The organism is Paenibacillus sp. N22P23 (assembly GCF_059383735.1).
On record NZ_JBXENT010000001.1, the window covers coordinates 1,646,032 to 1,663,101 of the forward strand.

Below are 17,070 nucleotides of genomic sequence, written 5' to 3' on the forward strand. Positions count from 1 at the left end.
ACACTCCTTTTGATTACCAGATATCACTTCAGCGTACATGCATCGTACCCATGCCTCGGAACAGAATATTCGGTCGCCAATTTGGGGCAGCATCTGCAACACGCATTTGCGGAAAATGGTTCAACATCGCAGTCAGCGCAATTTCTCCTTCTAATCGAGCAAGCGGTGCACCCAAGCAGAAATGGGCTCCCGAAGCAAACGCCAAGTGTCGATTCGGTGTACGCCCGATATCGAATTGATTCGGATTCGCGAAGAGAGCTGGATCGCGGTTTGCCGCTCCAAGCATCACTTGTACGACCTGTCCTTGTCGAATCGTCTGTCCTCCGAGTTCATAATCTACAGATGCTAGACGTGATGTCATCTGCACAGGACTTTCATAACGCAGGCCTTCTTCAACAGTAGAAGGGATTAAATTGGCGTGATTGCGTAAACGCGCATATTGTTCCGGATGGTTCAACAGCGCAAGCATCGTGTTTCCAATCAGATTCACCGTCGTTTCGTGTCCGGCTACAAGCAGCAATACACAAGTAGCAATAAGCTCCTGCTCGGTTAGCGCATCGGCTTGTTCTTTAGCGGCAAGTAAATCACTAATCATATCTTCACGCGGTGAAACCTTCCGTTCAGTAATCAAGCTGCGGAAATAATCCGTTATTTCGACGGCTGCTCTAACCGCTTGCTTCTCAAAATCAGGTGATTGATCACCGCCGCCTTCGAGAATTCTCGCAAAGGTATGCGACCATTCCTTGAACAACTCGCGGTCTTCCGGCGGTACGCCAAGCATTTCAGCGATCACAATTACCGGCAACGGGAAAGCAAACGATTGAATAAGATCAGGCCGATCTTCTTCCGCCATTTGCTCTGCAAGATGCTCCGCAATGGAGCGGATATTCAACTTCAATTTCGCCATAGACCGTGGTGTGAAGGAGTGACTGACAAGCCCTCTTAATCTCGTATGTGTTGGCGCGTCGCGAAGCAGCATCCAGTTATCCAATAAGGCACTAACAGGTTCCCATGGCGAGTTCTGCGACTGCTGTTGCTGCTCTGTTTGCTGATGCTGCGGCATCGCGTTCCGATTCTCGCGGACAAACAGCGGATCCTTCAAGACACGGTTGACGTCATCATAACGGGAAACAACCCAGAAGTTGTTCGCTTCCACATAATGAACAGGTTCATGTTCAAGTAAGTAATTGTAGAACGGATAAGGATCGTCATGCGCCTTAACGTTATAAGCTCCAAACCATGAACCAATTTCCGAAATCTCGAATGCCGATCGCGATTGATTTTGCAACAGCTTCACGCTCCTTCTCACTACTCGTTATGTGGATTTCAGTTACTACATCTGCTCCATCAAATCCGCGATCTGATTCGCATTTGAATCCGGCGATTTTCTTAATCCTTGGATCACTTTCGCTCTTCTTTCGTTTGAATGATTTTGACTTAATTTCCATTTCCCTTCAAAACGTGCAATTTTTATTTTAAATCCGACAATCATGTTCATGAGCTGTTCATTTAAGGAGGAGTGCATGTTCGTTTTCCATGGCTTTTCCATGGATGCTTCATAGTAGCTGATCGTTCTGTTTAGAATCTGAACCAATTCATCTTGCGAGGTAACAGGAATAAACTCGCCATACACATGAACAGCCGTATAATTCCAGGTTGGAACGGTGTGCTCTTCTTGATACCAGGTCGGAGAGATATACGTATGTGGGCCTTGAAAAACGACTAAAACTTGGCCATCAACGTAGGTCCAGTGTGGATTCGTTTTGGCCATATGCCCGAGCAAATAATGTTGACCGCATTCATCTTCCTCGATTAGAAAGGGCAAATGCGTTGCATAAGGTTCACCGTCCGTTTGCGAAAACAAGGTCCCGAAGCTATGCGCTTCAATGAATGACGCCATCTCTGGAATGTCCTTCACCTGAAAATGTTTAGGTATATACATCGCTGCACCTCCCTACGCAAATACTAATTTTTTACATGCATGTAGTACGTGAGCGGGTCGTTAAAAGTTGCAGACAAAACAAAAGCGGATAGCCCGGTAGCTATCCGCCTTCACCAACATGTTATCTCTTGCGAACCGGGATCCAAATTTCGCTTCGGAAGGTTGGCGAGGTCATATCCTTACTCTCGTTCCACAATAGCTCCGGGCCTTGCGTTTGCTCATAACTAGATGATGGGAACCATTCCGAGTAGATACGACCCCACACATTTTGCAGCGTATCCGGGAACGGTCCGACTGCTTCGAACACAGCCCACGTACATGCAGCCACTTCAAGCTTCTCCAGTTCTTCCGGACATTCACGAGTCGTAGCTACGCCGATATAGTGATCAAGCTCCCCTTTCTCCTCCATTCGCTCTTCCGAGAAGTTCGTCGACGCGCTTAGCATCCCATGTGGTGAGATATTGGAGAGACTCTTCAACTTCTGAATTTTCTCTTCGTTTAAACGCTGCCACATCGCGGCAATTTCCGGGTTAACGCCGTTGAAAATAATCGGGACTCTACTCATAAGCCCTACGATGCGGAAAGCTTCTTTCTCTTCCATACGGAAGTTCATTTCATTTCCCCCTCTAACCGTTAATTGAAACGTCATTCTTGGAAACGCCTTTAACATTTGTCCTTTACTCCGCGCTTCTGTCGGGGTTAGGCCATGTAAGCTCTGGAACGCTCTGGTAAACGCATCCGGCGAGTTGTATCCATATTTAATGGCAACATCGATAATTTTCACTTCATCGCTGCCTTGCAGCTCGAACGCCGCCAGGGTGAGACGTCTGCGCCGAATGTACTCGGACAGCGACACGCCGGCAAGGAATGAAAACATCCGTTTAAAATGAAACTCGGAGCACATCGCCAATCTCGCGACTTCTTTGAAGTCAACCTCCTGCGTCAGATGGTCTTCAATGTAGCTGACGGCACCATTCATATCCGCTAGTAAATTCATGTGAACCTCCTTCCCACATCTATAAAATATCAAAATTGCATTGAAGCCACCCGACTATTCGTGCACGATTGAGCAGGGTGTATCTCATCTATGTACAGGGGCTGCAACAAATGCGCCGTGATTATCAAGCACGGGGATGATCAAACTTGAATCAAGCTCCGATGCCAGCTTAACATCTTTCTCATACCCGATCTCGATTAGCTCTTGGCCTGAACTGCAAGCCGCAACCATTGCTGCCAGCTCGCCTCGGCATGCATCAAATACAGCGGACGCACTCTTTGCTTCGGGTGATAATTCGAAAGGATCGAGTTGACTCAGAATGGCGCCTGCTGCCAGCATATCCTCGAAACTAGGTCGAAGACTACCGTCACTCCATCGCTCTCCGGAAGCGATAACCGTTACTACACCTCCTCGCTCCCGTATATATTGCGCAACTGCACTCGCATTTCGCAGGCAGGCGGCAATGACCTCACATTGGCTGTCTTTTGCGATAAAAGAGCATGTGGCGCCATTAGGTGAAGGCAGCACAATGCGGCTATTTACTTCAAGGCGTGCTAATTGGGCAGGTGATAACGATATCAGTTCTCCGCGTTTCCCCGCAAGCAATGCGTTCTTCTCACTTGCATAATCTGCAGCCGAAGCATCCTTAAATCGATACGGGAAGACAATACCCTTGCGGCTTACAACGATATCTACACAAGTCGTAAAGGAAAGGACATCAATAATGACGACAAGGTCCGAGACAGGTGCTAAAGCACGCACCCCTTCATATCCCCATTCGAATCTCGCGGTGTAGTTGGTCTGCTGATAAACTGCGGAAATTGTCATGTTAATCACCTCATGGACAAAGTATAATCTCCTAAACTTTACCACAATACCCGTAGATACATTGTGAAAAAAGCTGAAATCAGCCATAATCAATGCTATATCCGTTCTTGGTAATAGGAGCTGAATCAACATGACAACTTATGATGACGATTTGAAGAAACGATTGCGGAGAATGGAAGGCCAAATTCGCGGCGTCTTAACTATGATCGAAGAAGGCAAGCATTGCAAGGACGTAGTCGCCCAAATCTCGGCGGTCCGAAGCGCAGCAGACAAAGCCATTGCTTATGTGGTCGCTAAGAACCTGGAGCAGTGTATCCGGGAAGAACATGAAATCGGCGGCGACACGAGCAAGCTTGTGGAAGAAGCCGTCTCACTGCTTATTAAGAGCAGATAATGTGCTGCCTTCCCCTGCGTATCGGACGCGATATATCTCCTGCTTCGCCTCGCCAGCCCGCTGCTGCAATCCACCGAGGTCTGAATGCCATCGTAATTGCGGATTTCCCCCATGAATAAGATACCCGTCTGCTCCATACACAATAAAAAAACCGCCGGATCCACGATATTCGCGGACCAAGCGGCTTCTTCCTACGATCTCTTCTTGCGCGTCATGACATCGAATATTACGGCAGCTGCCAGTACGGCACCGCGGATCATATATTGATATGAAATACCGACGCCGAGCAAATTCATACCGCTAGATAGGGAAGCCATGACAATCGCTCCTATGATGGAGCCCGTCACCTTACCAACTCCGCCAGCTGCCGATACACCGCCGACATAGGCTGCTGCAATCGCGTCAAGCTCGAACAGTGTTCCTGCCGTTGTCGTAGCCGATTGCAAGCGTGCCGTGAACAAGATTCCGGATAGCGCCGACAGCATCCCCATCGAGCCGAATACGATATAGGTAATCTTCTTGACGCTGATCCCGCTCAAATGAGCAGCTTCCGGGTTGCTGCCTACCGCATAGATATGGCGGCCGAGCACGGTTTTGGACGTTAAAACCTGATAGATAACGACGACGAGCAGCATGATGATAACCGTCCAAGAGAAGCCGTTATAGCCTGCGATAATCCATGTGATATACCCGATAATAGCAGATACGAATACAAGCTTCACCATGAAGATGTTCATGGAAGTCACTTCGAAATTGTATTTCAGTTTGTTTCTGCGTTTGGACACTTCCATCACAATATAAAGCAGGATGATACATAACCCGAAGATTAAGGATAGCAGGTTTAATCCGTTAATCTTCACGATCGAAGGGATAAATCCGTTCCCGATTGCGTTAAAATGCTCATCCTTAATAATAATTGTCCCGGTATCCTCTGTAACCCGAAGCAGCGCTCCCCTGAAAATCAGCATGCCCGCGAGCGAAGCTACAAATGATGGAATCCCGATTTGGGCCACCAGGAATCCGTTAAACAACCCCACCACAATCCCTAAGACGAGGATGATCGGAATGGTCAGATAGAACGGTACCCCTAGCTCTGTTAGGAAAATCGCAGCAATCGCACCCAGAAATCCAGCCGCGAATCCAACAGATAAATCAATGTGCCGAATCACGATGACAAGCGTCATCCCAACGGCCAGCACGGCGATATAGCCGGTTGCATCGAGTAGATTGCTGATGTTACGCGATGACATGAATAGGCCATCCGTCATGATGGAGAATGTCAGCATGATGACGAACAAGGCGATATACATGCCATATTCGCGAATATTAACTTTAATTAACGACTTTGCTTCGTTATAGAAATTCACAAGTCTTCCCCCTATTGCGTTGCAAAATGCATGATTTTTTCCTGATCGGCTTCTTCAATGGACAGCTCACCTGTCATGCGGCCCTCTGCCATGATATAGACGCGATCGCTCATTCCCAATATCTCGCCGAGCTCGGAAGAAATCATAATAATGCTCATTCCCTCGCTGATCAGCTTGTTCATGATTGTATAAATTTCAAATTTGGCACCGACATCGATCCCGCGAGTAGGTTCGTCCAGAATCAGCAATTTCGGGCCGACAAACAACCATTTACCCAGCGATACCTTCTGTTGATTGCCGCCGCTTAAGTTGCCGACAATCTGCTCTACAGATGGAGCTTTGATATTTAACGACTTTTTGTAGCTATTCGAGATGCTCACTTCTTCATTGCTGTTAATGAACCCGCGTGAAGAAATTTCATGTAGGTTCGAAGCGGTAATGTTGCTCTTAATGTCTTGAATCAGGAAGAGCCCATCACCTTTACGGTCTTCCGTCACATAAGCAATGCCAGCAGAGATGGCATCCTGCGGATGCTTGAATACGCTTCGTTTGCCGTCTAAGCTCAGCTCGCCCTGCAATTTATACGACTTCGGGTTGCCGAAAATGCTTTGTGCCAATTCCGTTCGTCCGGAGCCCATCAAGCCGGCAATGCCGACGATTTCTCCTTTTTTAACGTGCAAATGAACGTTCTTCACCACGCTTCGACCTAGCTTCGGATCATAGGCAGACCAGTCTCGCAGCTCCAATATCGGCTCTCCGAATTGTTTATCAGCCCGCTTCGGATAAATATCGTCGATCTCACGACCAACCATGTTCTTTATGATGACGCTTTCGGTAATTTCACCTTTGGATGCATCGAGCGTACAGATCGTTTTCCCATCGCGAAGCACGGTAGCTTTATCCGCAATTGCGATGACTTCTTTGAGCTTGTGTGAAATCATGATACATGTGATGCCTTGATTCTTCAGTTCACGAAGCAGCTGCAGAAGATTCTCGCTGTCATCCTCATTCAGTGCAGCCGTAGGCTCATCCAGAATGAGCAGCTTTACTTCCTTGCTTAAAGCTTTGGCGATCTCGACAAGCTGCTGCTTTCCGACGCCCAGATCTTTGATCAATGCCTCAGGGTTTACGTTCAACTTCACCTTCTGCAGCATTTCTTTGGCTTTGACAATCGTTTGATTCCAATCCACGAAAGCCCCATGCTTCACTTCATTGCCTGCAAAAATATTCTCATATACCGTCAAATCCGGAAAAAGCGCCAGCTCCTGATAGATGATGGCTATGCCTGCTTTCACGCTATCGCTGATCTTCGAGAAACTTTGAACGCTGCCGTTATAGACGATATCGCCTTGATAGGTACCATACGGGTAAACACCGCTTAACACCTTCATGAGCGTCGACTTGCCTGCACCGTTCTCTCCGATTAAGCAATGGATCTCGCCCTTCTTAACCTTAAAGCTAACATTCGAAAGCGCTTTAACGCCTGTAAACTCCTTGGAAATTCCGTTCATCTCTAATATGAATTCACTCATGTCTGTCGCTCCTTACCCAAACAAGGCTTACAAGCAAGGAATAGTGATAGACGGTGCTATCACTATTCCGCGTTACTTACTCGTTATCTGCTTCGTTTACAGCCCTTCGAAATCAGAAGATTTGTAGTACTCGGAATCGATCAGCTTTTCTTCTACGTTAGCTTTGTCGACTACGATAACGTCAGTTTGTTTTGCTGGTACATCGATCTTGCCATTGTTGTACGAGCCAGTTGTTTCAGGTGTGTTGCCATCCAAAATGGATATTGCCATCCCCATTGCGTCTTTAACCAAATTACGAACATCTTTGAAGACCGTCATGGATTGTTTGCCGTCAATAACGTATTGAACAGAAGCTTGCTCCGCATCTTGACCGGTTACAACAAAGCTTGTAACCGCTTTATCAGATCCGAATACGTCAGCGATCGAACGTGCAGTACCGTCATTTGGCGCCAAGATGGCTACATCGCCTTTCATGTCTGCAGCAGCTGCAGTCAAATGCGTTTGTGCTTTGTTCTTCGCTTCGTTGGCATCCCAGTTCGTTGTTACTTGACCAATGATTTTGCTCAGTTGATCGCGGGACAGCTCCGCCGTATCTTTCAAGCCTTCAGCTTCGCTTGAGTTCGCGATTTTGAATGTACCGTCAGCAATCTTAGGCTGCAGCACTGTCCAAGCGCCTTGGAAGAACAAGAAAGCGTTGTTGTCGGATGCCGCACCTGCGTACAAGTAAAGCGGTTCTCCATTGCCTTTGGCATGGTCAACCAAGTATTGTGCTTGTGCTTTACCAACCGCTACACTATCGAATGTAACGTAGTAGTCGACTGCATCTGTCTTGGTAATCAAACGGTCATAGGAGATGACTTTAACGCCTGCATCTTTAGCAGCTTCTACGGCAGCAGCTGCAGCATCGCCGTCTTGCGGACAAATAATAAGGACCTGGATTCCTTTATTGATCAGTGTCTCCACGTTCTCTTTCTCTTTCGCTGAAGAACCTTGGCTGAACAAAATTTCCGTTGAATAATCCGTGCCGTCAAGTGCTGCTTTAAAACGCGTTTCATCTTGTACCCAACGCGGCTCATCCTTCGTCGGCAATACGATACCTACACTTACCTTCTTGCTGTCTCCACAAGCAGTGACGATTGCTGCGAACAGCATAATGACCAGCACTAGTGCGATTGATTTGAAACCTTTTTTCATGATTTGTTTTCCCCTCTCAATATACTAAAGCGTTTACAAAACCAACTATAGCACCGGTTAAACATCATGAAAGCGCTAACTTATAGCACTTTTTTCATACCATCTGCACTATTTTGGCTTTCTCTGTTTTTGGGTATAAAAAAGCGGTAGACCAGCTCCTTCGCTGATCTACCGCTTCTTCTCAATTCTCTGTCCGATAAATATCTTCTCGCCGATGGAAGCCATCTGCAATAATCGTTGCATCCATGTTCAATTGATCGACTGCTATGGGTTCAAGCAATATGGCTGGCACATCGATTTTCTTGTTAAATACGGTCTTAGCCGTACTCACCTTCTCGCCTTTCGCCATACGTACAGCCAAGTCGGCCGCAGCCTCTGCGAGCTTCGGAATCGGCTTATATACGGTCATCGTTTGCGTTCCTTCCACGATGCGCTGCGCGGCTGCAAGCTCGGCATCCATTCCAGAGACAGGGATTACGCTTGCCATGTGCTGAGCGTCCAGCGCCGCGATGACTCCGCCTGCCGTTCCGTCATTTGCCGCAATTACGGCGTCGATCGCATTATGGTTGGCTTTCAGCGCTTCTTCCATGTTTGCTCTGGCATTCGCAGGTATCCATTCCTTCGTGAATTGATCGTAGACGATACGAATGTCCCCACGATCCACGAATGGCTTTAATACCTTCATCTGCCCTTTCTTGAACATATGAGCATTGTTATCCGTATCTGCGCCTTCGATCAGCACATAGTTGCCTTTGGGCACCTTAGCCACGATCGCTCTTGCTTGAAGCTCGCCAGCCTTCTCATTATCGAAGGAAATATAGAGATCGACATCGGAATTTAAGATCAAGCGATCATAGGAGATCACTTTAATGCCCGCTTGATGAGCTTTAGCGACAATGGCAGCTCCGGCCTCGGCGTTATGGGGCACCACAACAAGAACATCAACGCCGCTTGAAATCATATTCTCTGCTTGGTCAATTTGTTTGGCGTCATCGCCATTAGCCGCTTGAACATCTACTTCAGCTCCGAGCTGTTCTACGGCAGCTTTAAACAAATCCCGATCCTTCTTCCAGCGTTCTTCCTCTAACGTATCGAGGGACAAACCAATGACTACCTGATGATCATTACCCGCTTTTACTGCTGATTGCTTATTTCCTGCTGCTGGTTTCGGAGATTGTCCGGTCTCCGCTAGGACACCGGCTCCGCCTCCGCCAAGTGAGCAAGCAGACAGCAGTAATGTAACGCCTACTAAGCTCATCAGCAGCTTCCTTTGTATTCGATGTTGTCGTTGTCGATGCCTCACGGTTAACCTCCTTGTCCCCATTTAGCTACAGTGGCTTGGTGTTCGATGGACGCAGCAGCATTTTCCGATAATCCGTCGGTGAATGGCCCACGATCTTCTTGAAGACGCGGCTGAAATAATTGGGATCATTATACCCAATCTCAAACGTAATTTCCTTCAAGCTCATATCCGACTCCAGCATCAACTGCTTAGCAGCCTCCATGCGGCACTCCGTCAAATAATCGATATAATTCATGCCAAAATGTTCCTTGAACAGCTTGCTCACATAGAACGGGTTCCTGTCCACGACAGCAGCCAACCGTTCCAAGGACAAGTCCTCATGCGCATGATCCTTGATATAATGTTTCAGCTTCAGAAGCAGTCCCGACTCTAGTTCTCCGCTGCTCAGCGCCGTTGCTTCCGCTATGCTATTCATAAGCACTCGCGTTTCTGCGCGAAGCTGCACATAGGTCGTCGTTTGACCTTGGTAATAAAGCATTTGGATGTCCACGCCCATTTCCTGCAGCATCCGTCTGACGATGATCAAGACTTCAAACACACGCTGCTGTGCCATCGCAACGCGTTCTCCGGCTCCTTCATAGATATCAATAATCTGCCTGACCAGATCAGCCGCCGCCTCAACATGTCCCCGCCGAACATCTTCAAGCACATTCTTCTCGAGCTCCATCGTCAGCCTGCTAATGGACTTGCTCTCATGCCGAGGCAAATCCTCATACAAGCAGAATCGTGCAGGCAAAGACAAATCTACCGATGCCAGCATCGACTCATGATACGATTTGCGCAATTCCTTCAAGTCGCTATATAAACCGCCGATTCCGGCAAAAGGCTCATACCCGCTATGGCGCAAGGCTGCCTGCACGAGTTTCCTGCCCATGATTACAGCGTAGCTGCGGAAGGACTGCTCGCCTTCCATGAAGAGAATGATTGGAATTTGATTGCCGGTAATCTTGCCGATCCAGCAATGGACATTCCAATCGGCTAGCTGCTTCACGATTACAGCGTGAAGTCCTTCCAGCTCCTCATGCCGGCCTTGCTCGTGTCTGCCTTCATGTGATGACTCCGAGAGCAGCAAATTGATGACGAAGCCGCCTTTTGTAGCAGGCAGCCCTAATAAATCAATCATCTCGCTCAGACGCACAGAGGGAGCATCATCAAATAGCAGCTGAGAAACAATATCCGCTTCAACGATAGGAAGCATCCTGCGCAGTCGCTCCGAATCCATCCGCCGATGCTCGGATTCCATCCGGTTAGCCAATATATCTTGTATGACTTTCCCGATCGTTTCTTGAATGACCGATGTTTTGCTCGGCTTTAGCAAATAGTCGCTCACCCCCATTTGCAGCGCCGATCTGGCGAACTCAAACGTATCAAACGCCGTAACGACGATGAATTTAACGGTATCGCTAAACGTCTTAATTCGTTCGATGGCTTGAAGCCCGTTAATGCCGGGCATCTTGATATCCATCGTAATCAGGTCCGGCTTGAGCAGCTCCGCGAATTCAATCGCTTCTCGTCCATTGGAAGCCTGTCCGACAATTTCGACCTCCGTGAAACTCGTTTCAATGATCCGCTGGAGCGCCATACGTTCGATTGGTTCATCATCAACAATCAATATCCGTATCATAGTTTGGGCCTCCTCGGAAGCGTTAACGTAATGCATGTTCCTTCTCCGATCTTCGAATCGATTTGAATAATATCTTCAACCCCGTAGAACAGCTGCAGCCTATGCAGCACGTTCCGAATCCCAATACCGGTGGAATGCCCCTTATAGATGGAATTATCCGTATCGGCCAGCAGCCGTTCAATTTGTTCGCTGTCCATCCCTTGCCCCGTATCGGACACTTCGACCGTGACATACTCTTCATGACTCTTCACGCGAAGGGTTAATGTTCCTCCGTCTTCAGAAGGCTCAATCGCATAAATAAACACATTCTCCGCAAGCGGCTGAAGAATAAGAATCGGAACGTCGATATCAAGCCCCGCTTCATCGATCTCCCGCACGACCGTCATCCGATCACCGAATCTCGCTTTCTGAATCGTCAAATATTCTTCCAGCACCTCAACCTCGTCTCCGAGCGTCACTCTGCTGTCCATTCGACGTAAATTGTAGCGAAGCATCCCGGCAACCGAGCTGATCAACTCACTTGTTTTGTCTGCCCCGGCCAAATAGGCCTCCTTCGAGAGCATGTTAAGCGTATTGAACAGAAAATGCGGATTGATCTGACTCTGCAAGCTCTTCAGCTCGCTTTCTTTCAACATCAGCTTATGTTTGTGAAGATCATATTCCAACTGCGCCTTGCTTTGAATTTCATCGAATAGATTGCCAATATTCAGACGCATGGTGTCCATAGTTTTGGCAAGAAACGACATGTCATCATTGTTATTGATTTCGATCGGCTTGTGGAAATTCCCCCGCGAGAGCTCTCTTGCCGACTGCGTCAGCTTGAGAATCGGCTGAGTAACACTGTTCACGAAGCGGAAGGAGAAGATGAGGAGCATTAGCGATACGAGCGCGAGCGTCCAGAAGCCCATTTTGAGCAGATCATCACTGCGTTTAATAATTTTGCGGTAGAAGGCATCATAGGTCTTCTGTTCCCCGCTGATTAACGTTAGTGTCGCTTCTGAGATATATTTGGAAATATTCGAAGCCTCGTCGAATTTCTTCGCGACCTCATCCTCATTGTTGTCCTTCTGAAACCGAACGACCAGCCCCATTGCTTCCGTTTGGCTCTCCAGCATATGTTGAAAGTTATCGAGCAGCATGGCATTGTTCGCATTGCGCAGCCAATTGAGCTCCGACTTGGTGTGCAGCAGTGTATTATTATCGTCGAAAAATTGCTCGAGGCTCTCTTGGGAGAGCGACATCCTGTAGGTATTGAGCGAAGTCAACGCCTGCTGGCTTTGCTCGGAGGCTTGGTTCATCAATAAATACCGCTGCAAAATCTCATTGTATTTCTCTACCGTCCGCTGATTAAACAAGCTCATCGACAGCCAGATGACGGCCATGATGATCCATATGAGAATGGACAGCAGCATCATTTTATTGCGAATTGTATTCATTTCGCCCCACCTCCGTCATCGGAAGCGGCCACAACACTGATTGGCGTAAAATATCGCTTGCTCAGCGGAAGCTTCTCGCTGTTCAACCAGCGTTTCATCAAATCAACGCTCATCTGCCCCATTTCCTCATAATGCTGCGACAGCCCGGATTCGATTCGTCCTTCTTCGATCAATTTGACCGTTTGCGGGGAATTGTCGAACATGAATACGTCATATTCATGCCTGCGCGTGCGAGAATCACCGGCTTGTACAATGCTTTTACCGGAGTCGGTCGGAAGCCCAATAAAGGCATTCACCTTCGGATAATGATTCAGAATATCATTGGTTTGCGCGTTAGCCTGCACATGCTCGTTATCCTTAGATGCATAAACCAAGTGGATGCCCTTGTATTGTGCCAGCACCTCGCGCAAACCCTTCTGCCGCAGCTTGTCCGTGTCCGAGCTTTCCATATTCGTAATCACACCGACGATCCCCTGCTTGTTCAGTGCTTCGGCTATATGGTTGCCCATTACGATGCCTTCTTGGTAATGATCCGAACCGACGTAGGTTTTCCGCAAGCTTCCCGGCGCATCAGAATTGATCATGACAACCGGAATACCGCGAAATGTCGCCTTATTGACGATCTGCACGAAATCAGGCCGATCCACGCCTTCAATAATGATGCCATCCACTTTGGAAGCGATTGCAATATCGACCTGCTTAATGAGCTCCTCGACATTCGAGCGGTATACCCCCCAGAAATCGATCAACATGCCATGTCTGGCAGCTGCTGTGCGAGCGCCTTTCTGAATTTCGTTCATTACATAGCTGCCCTGCTCTTGCGCTATGATGACAATATGAGGGGCAGACTGATTGTCGGCACTTTCCATATTGCCGGACATGCCGAGATCGTTGCGGTAGACCATCAAATATAAAGTTATCGTCAACGCAACGAGGCAGGTACCGACAAATAGGGTAAAGAAAATAGGCTTTTTCATATTTTCTCCTAAGCAAATAGCGATTTTCACGTAATTCTAACATGATTCATCTATTCTGCCCAGTTTCACTCCAAACTGCAGCAAGAGATGTCATCAATTGACCGCATTCACTCATGTTTTCTAATCGAACTGTACATGATACAATATGGCAATGAAGACCATAATCTTCATCCAAACCACTGAAGGAGTGAATGGAATGTCTGTTGATGCATACCTGAATTTTCAAGGAAATACACGTGAAGTCATTGAATTCTACGCGGAAGTATTCAATACGGAGATCACAAATTTAACGACATTTGGCGAAATCCCTCCGAATCCGGAATATCCGCTGCCTCCAGGCATGGAGAATGGCATTATGCATGCTCGCATGACTGTACTCGGAAGTAACCTCATGTTCTCGGATACATTCCCAGGTATGCCTTTTACAATGGGCAACAATATTAGTCTAGCAATCGTTTCAGATGATGCTGACGAACTTAGACGCATTTATTCGAAACTAAGCGAAGGCGGATCGAACAGCATGCCGCTTCAAGAAACGTTCTGGACGAAGCTGTATGGCATCACTACAGATAAATTCGGCATCACATGGCAGTTTAACCAAGGACTATAACTTCGATAATGAAACGGGACAAGCCTCTTGAAGGCTGTCCCGTTTTTTCTGTTTGAATTAATGGTTTCGTCTACCTGATACTCACATAATCAACTCTCCCGATAGATTCATATAGTGTACGAATAGGATGGGAGGATGAATGATGGGTAGTAATTGTAAATGCACAAAAATCATTAACATCACCTACAATTACAACATTTCGATCCACAACGATCGTCGTCGATTCAAATGGATCCAGAAAGCGCAAAGCGGCGGTCAAATTAATAAAGATGTAGGATTCAATGCCAACCAAGGCGGTCAGAACGCTGTCAATCGCAGCAAGAACATTCAAAAAGGTCCGCGTCCGGATAACGGAACGAGCAGTGTTTTGCTTAGTAACAAAGTGAGATAAGTCATTTTGAAAAGCGTCCATCCGGGCGTTTTTTCTTGTTTATAAGGACAAATAATTATTACTTTGACACGTAGAGTAATCTGTGTTAAATTTACTCCATCAGATAGAACTATGTCAGATAGAGCACTATGTGACAGAGTAACCGATGGTGATATTTATTTTGTACAGGAGGACCATACATGATTCGAAGTGATATCATTCGCGGACATCTCGATGCGATTATTTTGCGGTTGATCTATGAAGAAGACCGCTATGGCTATGAGATTTCCAAAGAAATCAGTTTGCGAACCGGGGATCGATTTCAAATCAAGGAAGCCACACTGTATGCGGTCTTTCAAAGGCTGGAACGCAAAGAGCTGATTGAATCGTACGTGGGCGACATTTCGCATGGAAGCAAGCGGCGTTATTACAAGATTACGAAGCTGGGCAAGGCTTATTTGAAGGAAACGGTTGAAGAATGGATTGAAATCAAAGAGATCGTCAATATTTTCATGGAGGGATTGTAGGATGAAGAAGATCAGCGCACATGTAGAGGAATGGTTTTTTGATATTCCGGACAGCGAACAGAAGCAATCGATGCAAGAGGAAATCACGCAAAATCTAGAGGAAAAGGTTTATGACCTGATCCGCCGCGGCAAATCCGAGGAAGATGCAATCAATAAAGCGATCGTGGAGTTCGGCGATATCTCCGATATTAAACTGGAATTCGGCGCAAGCAGCAAAGATCCGGTTTCAGCTCGTAAGCAATTCGGCCTTCATCTAGGCTTCTCACTATGGGGCAGCGGATTAATCATTGCACTCATGCTGTTCATCAACCTGTACTACTCGCCGGACACGATATGGTTTGTATATCCTACATTCGCCGTCGCTTGGTGGCCGCTTGTGATGTTCTACAAGTGGCTCGGCTGGAAGTAAGGAGGTGGAACAATGACAAGTCCCCGCGTCGCTTTTGCCGTGACGGGCAGTCTGATGAGCGTGCTGTTCTTCATTCTCGTCAACCATCTGACTTCACCCGATTATCTCTGGTTCATTCACCCTGCTTTCGCCATCATTCAATGGCCGATTGCGATGTACTTCGCCGCTGCCGGCAGGATCAAAGCCTATTCGGCTGTAACCAGCTTGCTGATCATCGCGTACCTGATAGTCGAGAATATTACGCAAAGCCCTGAACATCTATGGTTCTTATACCCGGCTTTCGCCATTATCTGGTGGCCCATCATCATGTATGCCGGCCGCTTCGCCGGTACACTGCGCATGGCGCTAATCGGCAGCTTCTGCATCATCGTATCTTATGGTGCGCTTAATTTGCTGCTTTCGCCGCAGTTCCCATGGATCATCTTCCCTACTTACGCAGCACTTTGGTGGCCGATGTCCATTTACTTCAGCCGCACCCGTAAATGGTTTGCGTTTGCATTATGCGCTTCTCTCCTAACAAGCAGCATGTTCATCGTTCTGAACGCGGCATCCTCGCCAGGTCATATCTGGGCTATTTACCCCATATTTGCAGTGATTTGGTGGCCGCTAAGCATGCATTACTACGCCAGACACCCACAGATTTGATCGCTTTAGGCGCAGGATGCTACAATGGGATCAAAACGTAAAATGGAGAATTGCAAATGCCCTCATACATCATGAAAAATAATCAAGCTAACGCACGTATTCTAGCCTCCCAAGCTGTAGCATCCGACGCTCCTGCCGTTATGGAGCTGCTTGTCGGCGCAGCCACCTGGTTGAAGAGTAAAGGCTCTAAACAGTGGAGCGCCCTGCTGAACGGTGACGATCACCATAACGTAATCGGACATATCGACAAAGGCGAGCTGTTCCTCTTCAAGGATGGCGACGTATTAGCCGGTATTGTCCTGCTGATGCAAGTTCCCGGAGATTGGGATCACGGCTTATGGGGCAAGGATGGTCACGAATCGATCGTTTATTTGCACCGCTTAGCGATCAACCGCGAATATGCGGGACAAGGTCTCGGAGCCGATATTGTGCGATGGGCCGAGGAAGGCGTCTCCTTTCCAGGAAAGGATCGCATCCGACTGGACTGTATCGCAAACAATGAGAAGCTGATCGCCTTCTACAGCGGGCTCGGCTATACATACAAAGGCACCTCGCCTAGCGGGTTCTGCTTGTATGAGAAATTTTACAGCTAATTGCTTTGTTTACAAAAAGCTGCCTCAAAAGTGTTCACGACTTTTGAGGCAGCTTTTGTTTTGCTCGGGAACAGGTGAATCGATACAAAGTTGCAGGATAAGCATCATATCCCCCCATCCAGTGGGTAAGCATCGTCAAAAGCTGAACAAACTAAAACATTTCCAAGCGATATTAAAACCAAACGATTACCGAAAAAAGACTAACACCTTACGCAGGACTAGTTTTTCTCGCTAACGAATCATAGAAAGCTTATTTGCTCCAAAAAACTCGATTTGAAATTCTAACGAATCCTACAGGCCTTATTGGCTCCAAAACCCGTGC

At 47.4% G+C, this 17,070-nt stretch carries 18 protein-coding genes; 7 read left to right on the forward strand and 11 right to left on the reverse strand.

The features are described 5' to 3' along the window. Window positions 1–28 precede the first annotated feature (28 nt). The 4 genes from AC506A_RS07800 to AC506A_RS07815 all read right to left on the reverse strand — a co-directional run bounded on the left by AC506A_RS07800 (window position 29) and on the right by AC506A_RS07815 (window position 3,767). Window positions 29–1,288, reverse strand: a complete 1,260-nt coding sequence (locus AC506A_RS07800) for a cytochrome P450 (RefSeq protein WP_495460388.1) — start codon at window positions 1,286–1,288, stop codon at window positions 29–31. 45 nt (window positions 1,289–1,333) lie between these two features. Beyond that, window positions 1,334–1,942: an FMN-binding negative transcriptional regulator gene (locus AC506A_RS07805; RefSeq protein ID WP_495460389.1), complete on the reverse strand. Its 609-nt coding sequence runs from the start codon at window positions 1,940–1,942 to the stop codon at window positions 1,334–1,336. Window positions 1,943–2,063: 121 nt separating this feature from the next. Continuing rightward, window positions 2,064–2,939 carry an AraC family transcriptional regulator gene (locus tag AC506A_RS07810; protein WP_495460390.1) on the reverse strand — a complete coding sequence of 292 codons (876 nt, stop codon included), beginning with the start codon at window positions 2,937–2,939 and terminating at the stop codon, window positions 2,064–2,066. Between the two features lie 84 nt (window positions 2,940–3,023). Beyond that, window positions 3,024–3,767, reverse strand: coding sequence for a 2-phosphosulfolactate phosphatase (locus tag AC506A_RS07815; protein ID WP_495460391.1), 744 nt, complete (start codon window positions 3,765–3,767; stop codon window positions 3,024–3,026). A 130-nt stretch (window positions 3,768–3,897) separates the two neighbouring features. Between AC506A_RS07815 and AC506A_RS07820 the strand changes: the two genes are divergently transcribed. After that, a complete protein-coding gene (locus tag AC506A_RS07820) occupies window positions 3,898–4,161 on the forward strand; it encodes a metal-sensitive transcriptional regulator (RefSeq protein ID WP_495460392.1) in 264 nt (87 codons plus the stop codon). A 191-nt stretch (window positions 4,162–4,352) separates the two neighbouring features. On the opposite strand, the gene AC506A_RS07825 is transcribed toward AC506A_RS07820, so the two are convergent. From AC506A_RS07825 to AC506A_RS07855, 7 genes are all read right to left on the reverse strand, one after another. After that, window positions 4,353–5,528: a sugar ABC transporter permease gene (locus tag AC506A_RS07825; RefSeq protein ID WP_495460393.1), complete on the reverse strand. Its 1,176-nt coding sequence runs from the start codon at window positions 5,526–5,528 to the stop codon at window positions 4,353–4,355. 11 nt (window positions 5,529–5,539) lie between these two features. Then, a complete protein-coding gene (locus AC506A_RS07830; protein WP_495460394.1) occupies window positions 5,540–7,060 on the reverse strand; it encodes an ATP-binding cassette domain-containing protein in 1,521 nt (506 codons plus the stop codon). A 96-nt stretch (window positions 7,061–7,156) separates the two neighbouring features. Further along, on the reverse strand, window positions 7,157–8,254 hold the full coding sequence (locus AC506A_RS07835; protein ID WP_495460395.1) for a sugar ABC transporter substrate-binding protein: 1,098 nt from the start codon (window positions 8,252–8,254) through the stop codon (window positions 7,157–7,159). Window positions 8,255–8,435: 181 nt separating this feature from the next. Next, complete coding sequence (gene xylF, locus AC506A_RS07840; protein ID WP_495460396.1) at window positions 8,436–9,557, reverse strand: D-xylose ABC transporter substrate-binding protein; 1,122 nt, start codon at window positions 9,555–9,557, stop codon at window positions 8,436–8,438. Between the two features lie 25 nt (window positions 9,558–9,582). Continuing rightward, window positions 9,583–11,181 carry a response regulator gene (locus AC506A_RS07845; protein WP_495460397.1) on the reverse strand — a complete coding sequence of 533 codons (1,599 nt, stop codon included), beginning with the start codon at window positions 11,179–11,181 and terminating at the stop codon, window positions 9,583–9,585. Continuing rightward, on the reverse strand, window positions 11,178–12,617 hold the full coding sequence (locus AC506A_RS07850; RefSeq protein WP_495460398.1) for a sensor histidine kinase: 1,440 nt from the start codon (window positions 12,615–12,617) through the stop codon (window positions 11,178–11,180). Before AC506A_RS07850 ends, AC506A_RS07845 begins: the two co-directional genes overlap by 4 nt. Continuing rightward, entirely contained in the window at window positions 12,614–13,594 is a 981-nt protein-coding gene (locus AC506A_RS07855; RefSeq protein ID WP_495460399.1) for a substrate-binding domain-containing protein, read from the reverse strand. The genes AC506A_RS07850 and AC506A_RS07855 overlap by 4 nt, the downstream gene beginning before the upstream one ends. Before the next feature lie 196 nt (window positions 13,595–13,790). On the opposite strand from AC506A_RS07855, the gene AC506A_RS07860 reads away from it, so the two are divergent. The 6 genes from AC506A_RS07860 to AC506A_RS07885 all read left to right on the forward strand — a co-directional run bounded on the left by AC506A_RS07860 (window position 13,791) and on the right by AC506A_RS07885 (window position 16,748). Then, a complete protein-coding gene (locus AC506A_RS07860; protein ID WP_495460400.1) occupies window positions 13,791–14,204 on the forward strand; it encodes a VOC family protein in 414 nt (137 codons plus the stop codon). A gap of 139 nt (window positions 14,205–14,343) precedes the next feature. Further along, complete coding sequence (locus tag AC506A_RS07865; RefSeq protein ID WP_495460401.1) at window positions 14,344–14,595, forward strand: hypothetical protein; 252 nt, start codon at window positions 14,344–14,346, stop codon at window positions 14,593–14,595. A gap of 179 nt (window positions 14,596–14,774) precedes the next feature. Then, on the forward strand, window positions 14,775–15,101 hold the full coding sequence (locus tag AC506A_RS07870) for a PadR family transcriptional regulator (RefSeq protein WP_475780532.1): 327 nt from the start codon (window positions 14,775–14,777) through the stop codon (window positions 15,099–15,101). Between the two features lies 1 nt (window position 15,102). Further along, entirely contained in the window at window positions 15,103–15,510 is a 408-nt protein-coding gene (locus AC506A_RS07875; protein WP_495460402.1) for a permease prefix domain 1-containing protein, read from the forward strand. 12 nt (window positions 15,511–15,522) lie between these two features. Next, the gene (locus tag AC506A_RS07880) at window positions 15,523–16,155 is read left to right on the forward strand and encodes a hypothetical protein (protein WP_495460403.1); all 633 of its coding nucleotides are present in this window, start codon (window positions 15,523–15,525) and stop codon (window positions 16,153–16,155) included. Between the two features lie 56 nt (window positions 16,156–16,211). Beyond that, window positions 16,212–16,748, forward strand: coding sequence for a GNAT family N-acetyltransferase (locus tag AC506A_RS07885; protein WP_495460404.1), 537 nt, complete (start codon window positions 16,212–16,214; stop codon window positions 16,746–16,748). The last annotated feature ends 322 nt before the right edge of the window (window positions 16,749–17,070 follow it).

Coding starts and splice junctions, on each gene's coding strand:
- AC506A_RS07805 (WP_495460389.1), bottom strand. CDS start 1,942: ATGTATATACCTAAACATTTTCAGGTGAAGGACATTCCAGAGATGGCG.
- AC506A_RS07845 (WP_495460397.1), bottom strand. CDS start 11,181: ATGATACGGATATTGATTGTTGATGATGAACCAATCGAACGTATGGCG.
- AC506A_RS07810 (WP_495460390.1), bottom strand. CDS start 2,939: ATGAATTTACTAGCGGATATGAATGGTGCCGTCAGCTACATTGAAGAC.
- AC506A_RS07835 (WP_495460395.1), bottom strand. CDS start 8,254: ATGAAAAAAGGTTTCAAATCAATCGCACTAGTGCTGGTCATTATGCTG.
- AC506A_RS07865 (WP_495460401.1), top strand. CDS start 14,344: ATGATGGGTAGTAATTGTAAATGCACAAAAATCATTAACATCACCTAC.
- AC506A_RS07860 (WP_495460400.1), top strand. CDS start 13,791: ATGTCTGTTGATGCATACCTGAATTTTCAAGGAAATACACGTGAAGTC.
- AC506A_RS07830 (WP_495460394.1), bottom strand. CDS start 7,060: ATGAGTGAATTCATATTAGAGATGAACGGAATTTCCAAGGAGTTTACA.
- AC506A_RS07880 (WP_495460403.1), top strand. CDS start 15,523: ATGACAAGTCCCCGCGTCGCTTTTGCCGTGACGGGCAGTCTGATGAGC.
- AC506A_RS07815 (WP_495460391.1), bottom strand. CDS start 3,767: ATGACAATTTCCGCAGTTTATCAGCAGACCAACTACACCGCGAGATTC.
- AC506A_RS07820 (WP_495460392.1), top strand. CDS start 3,898: ATGACAACTTATGATGACGATTTGAAGAAACGATTGCGGAGAATGGAA.
- AC506A_RS07875 (WP_495460402.1), top strand. CDS start 15,103: ATGAAGAAGATCAGCGCACATGTAGAGGAATGGTTTTTTGATATTCCG.
- AC506A_RS07855 (WP_495460399.1), bottom strand. CDS start 13,594: ATGAAAAAGCCTATTTTCTTTACCCTATTTGTCGGTACCTGCCTCGTT.
- AC506A_RS07850 (WP_495460398.1), bottom strand. CDS start 12,617: ATGAATACAATTCGCAATAAAATGATGCTGCTGTCCATTCTCATATGG.
- AC506A_RS07885 (WP_495460404.1), top strand. CDS start 16,212: ATGCCCTCATACATCATGAAAAATAATCAAGCTAACGCACGTATTCTA.
- AC506A_RS07870 (WP_475780532.1), top strand. CDS start 14,775: ATGATTCGAAGTGATATCATTCGCGGACATCTCGATGCGATTATTTTG.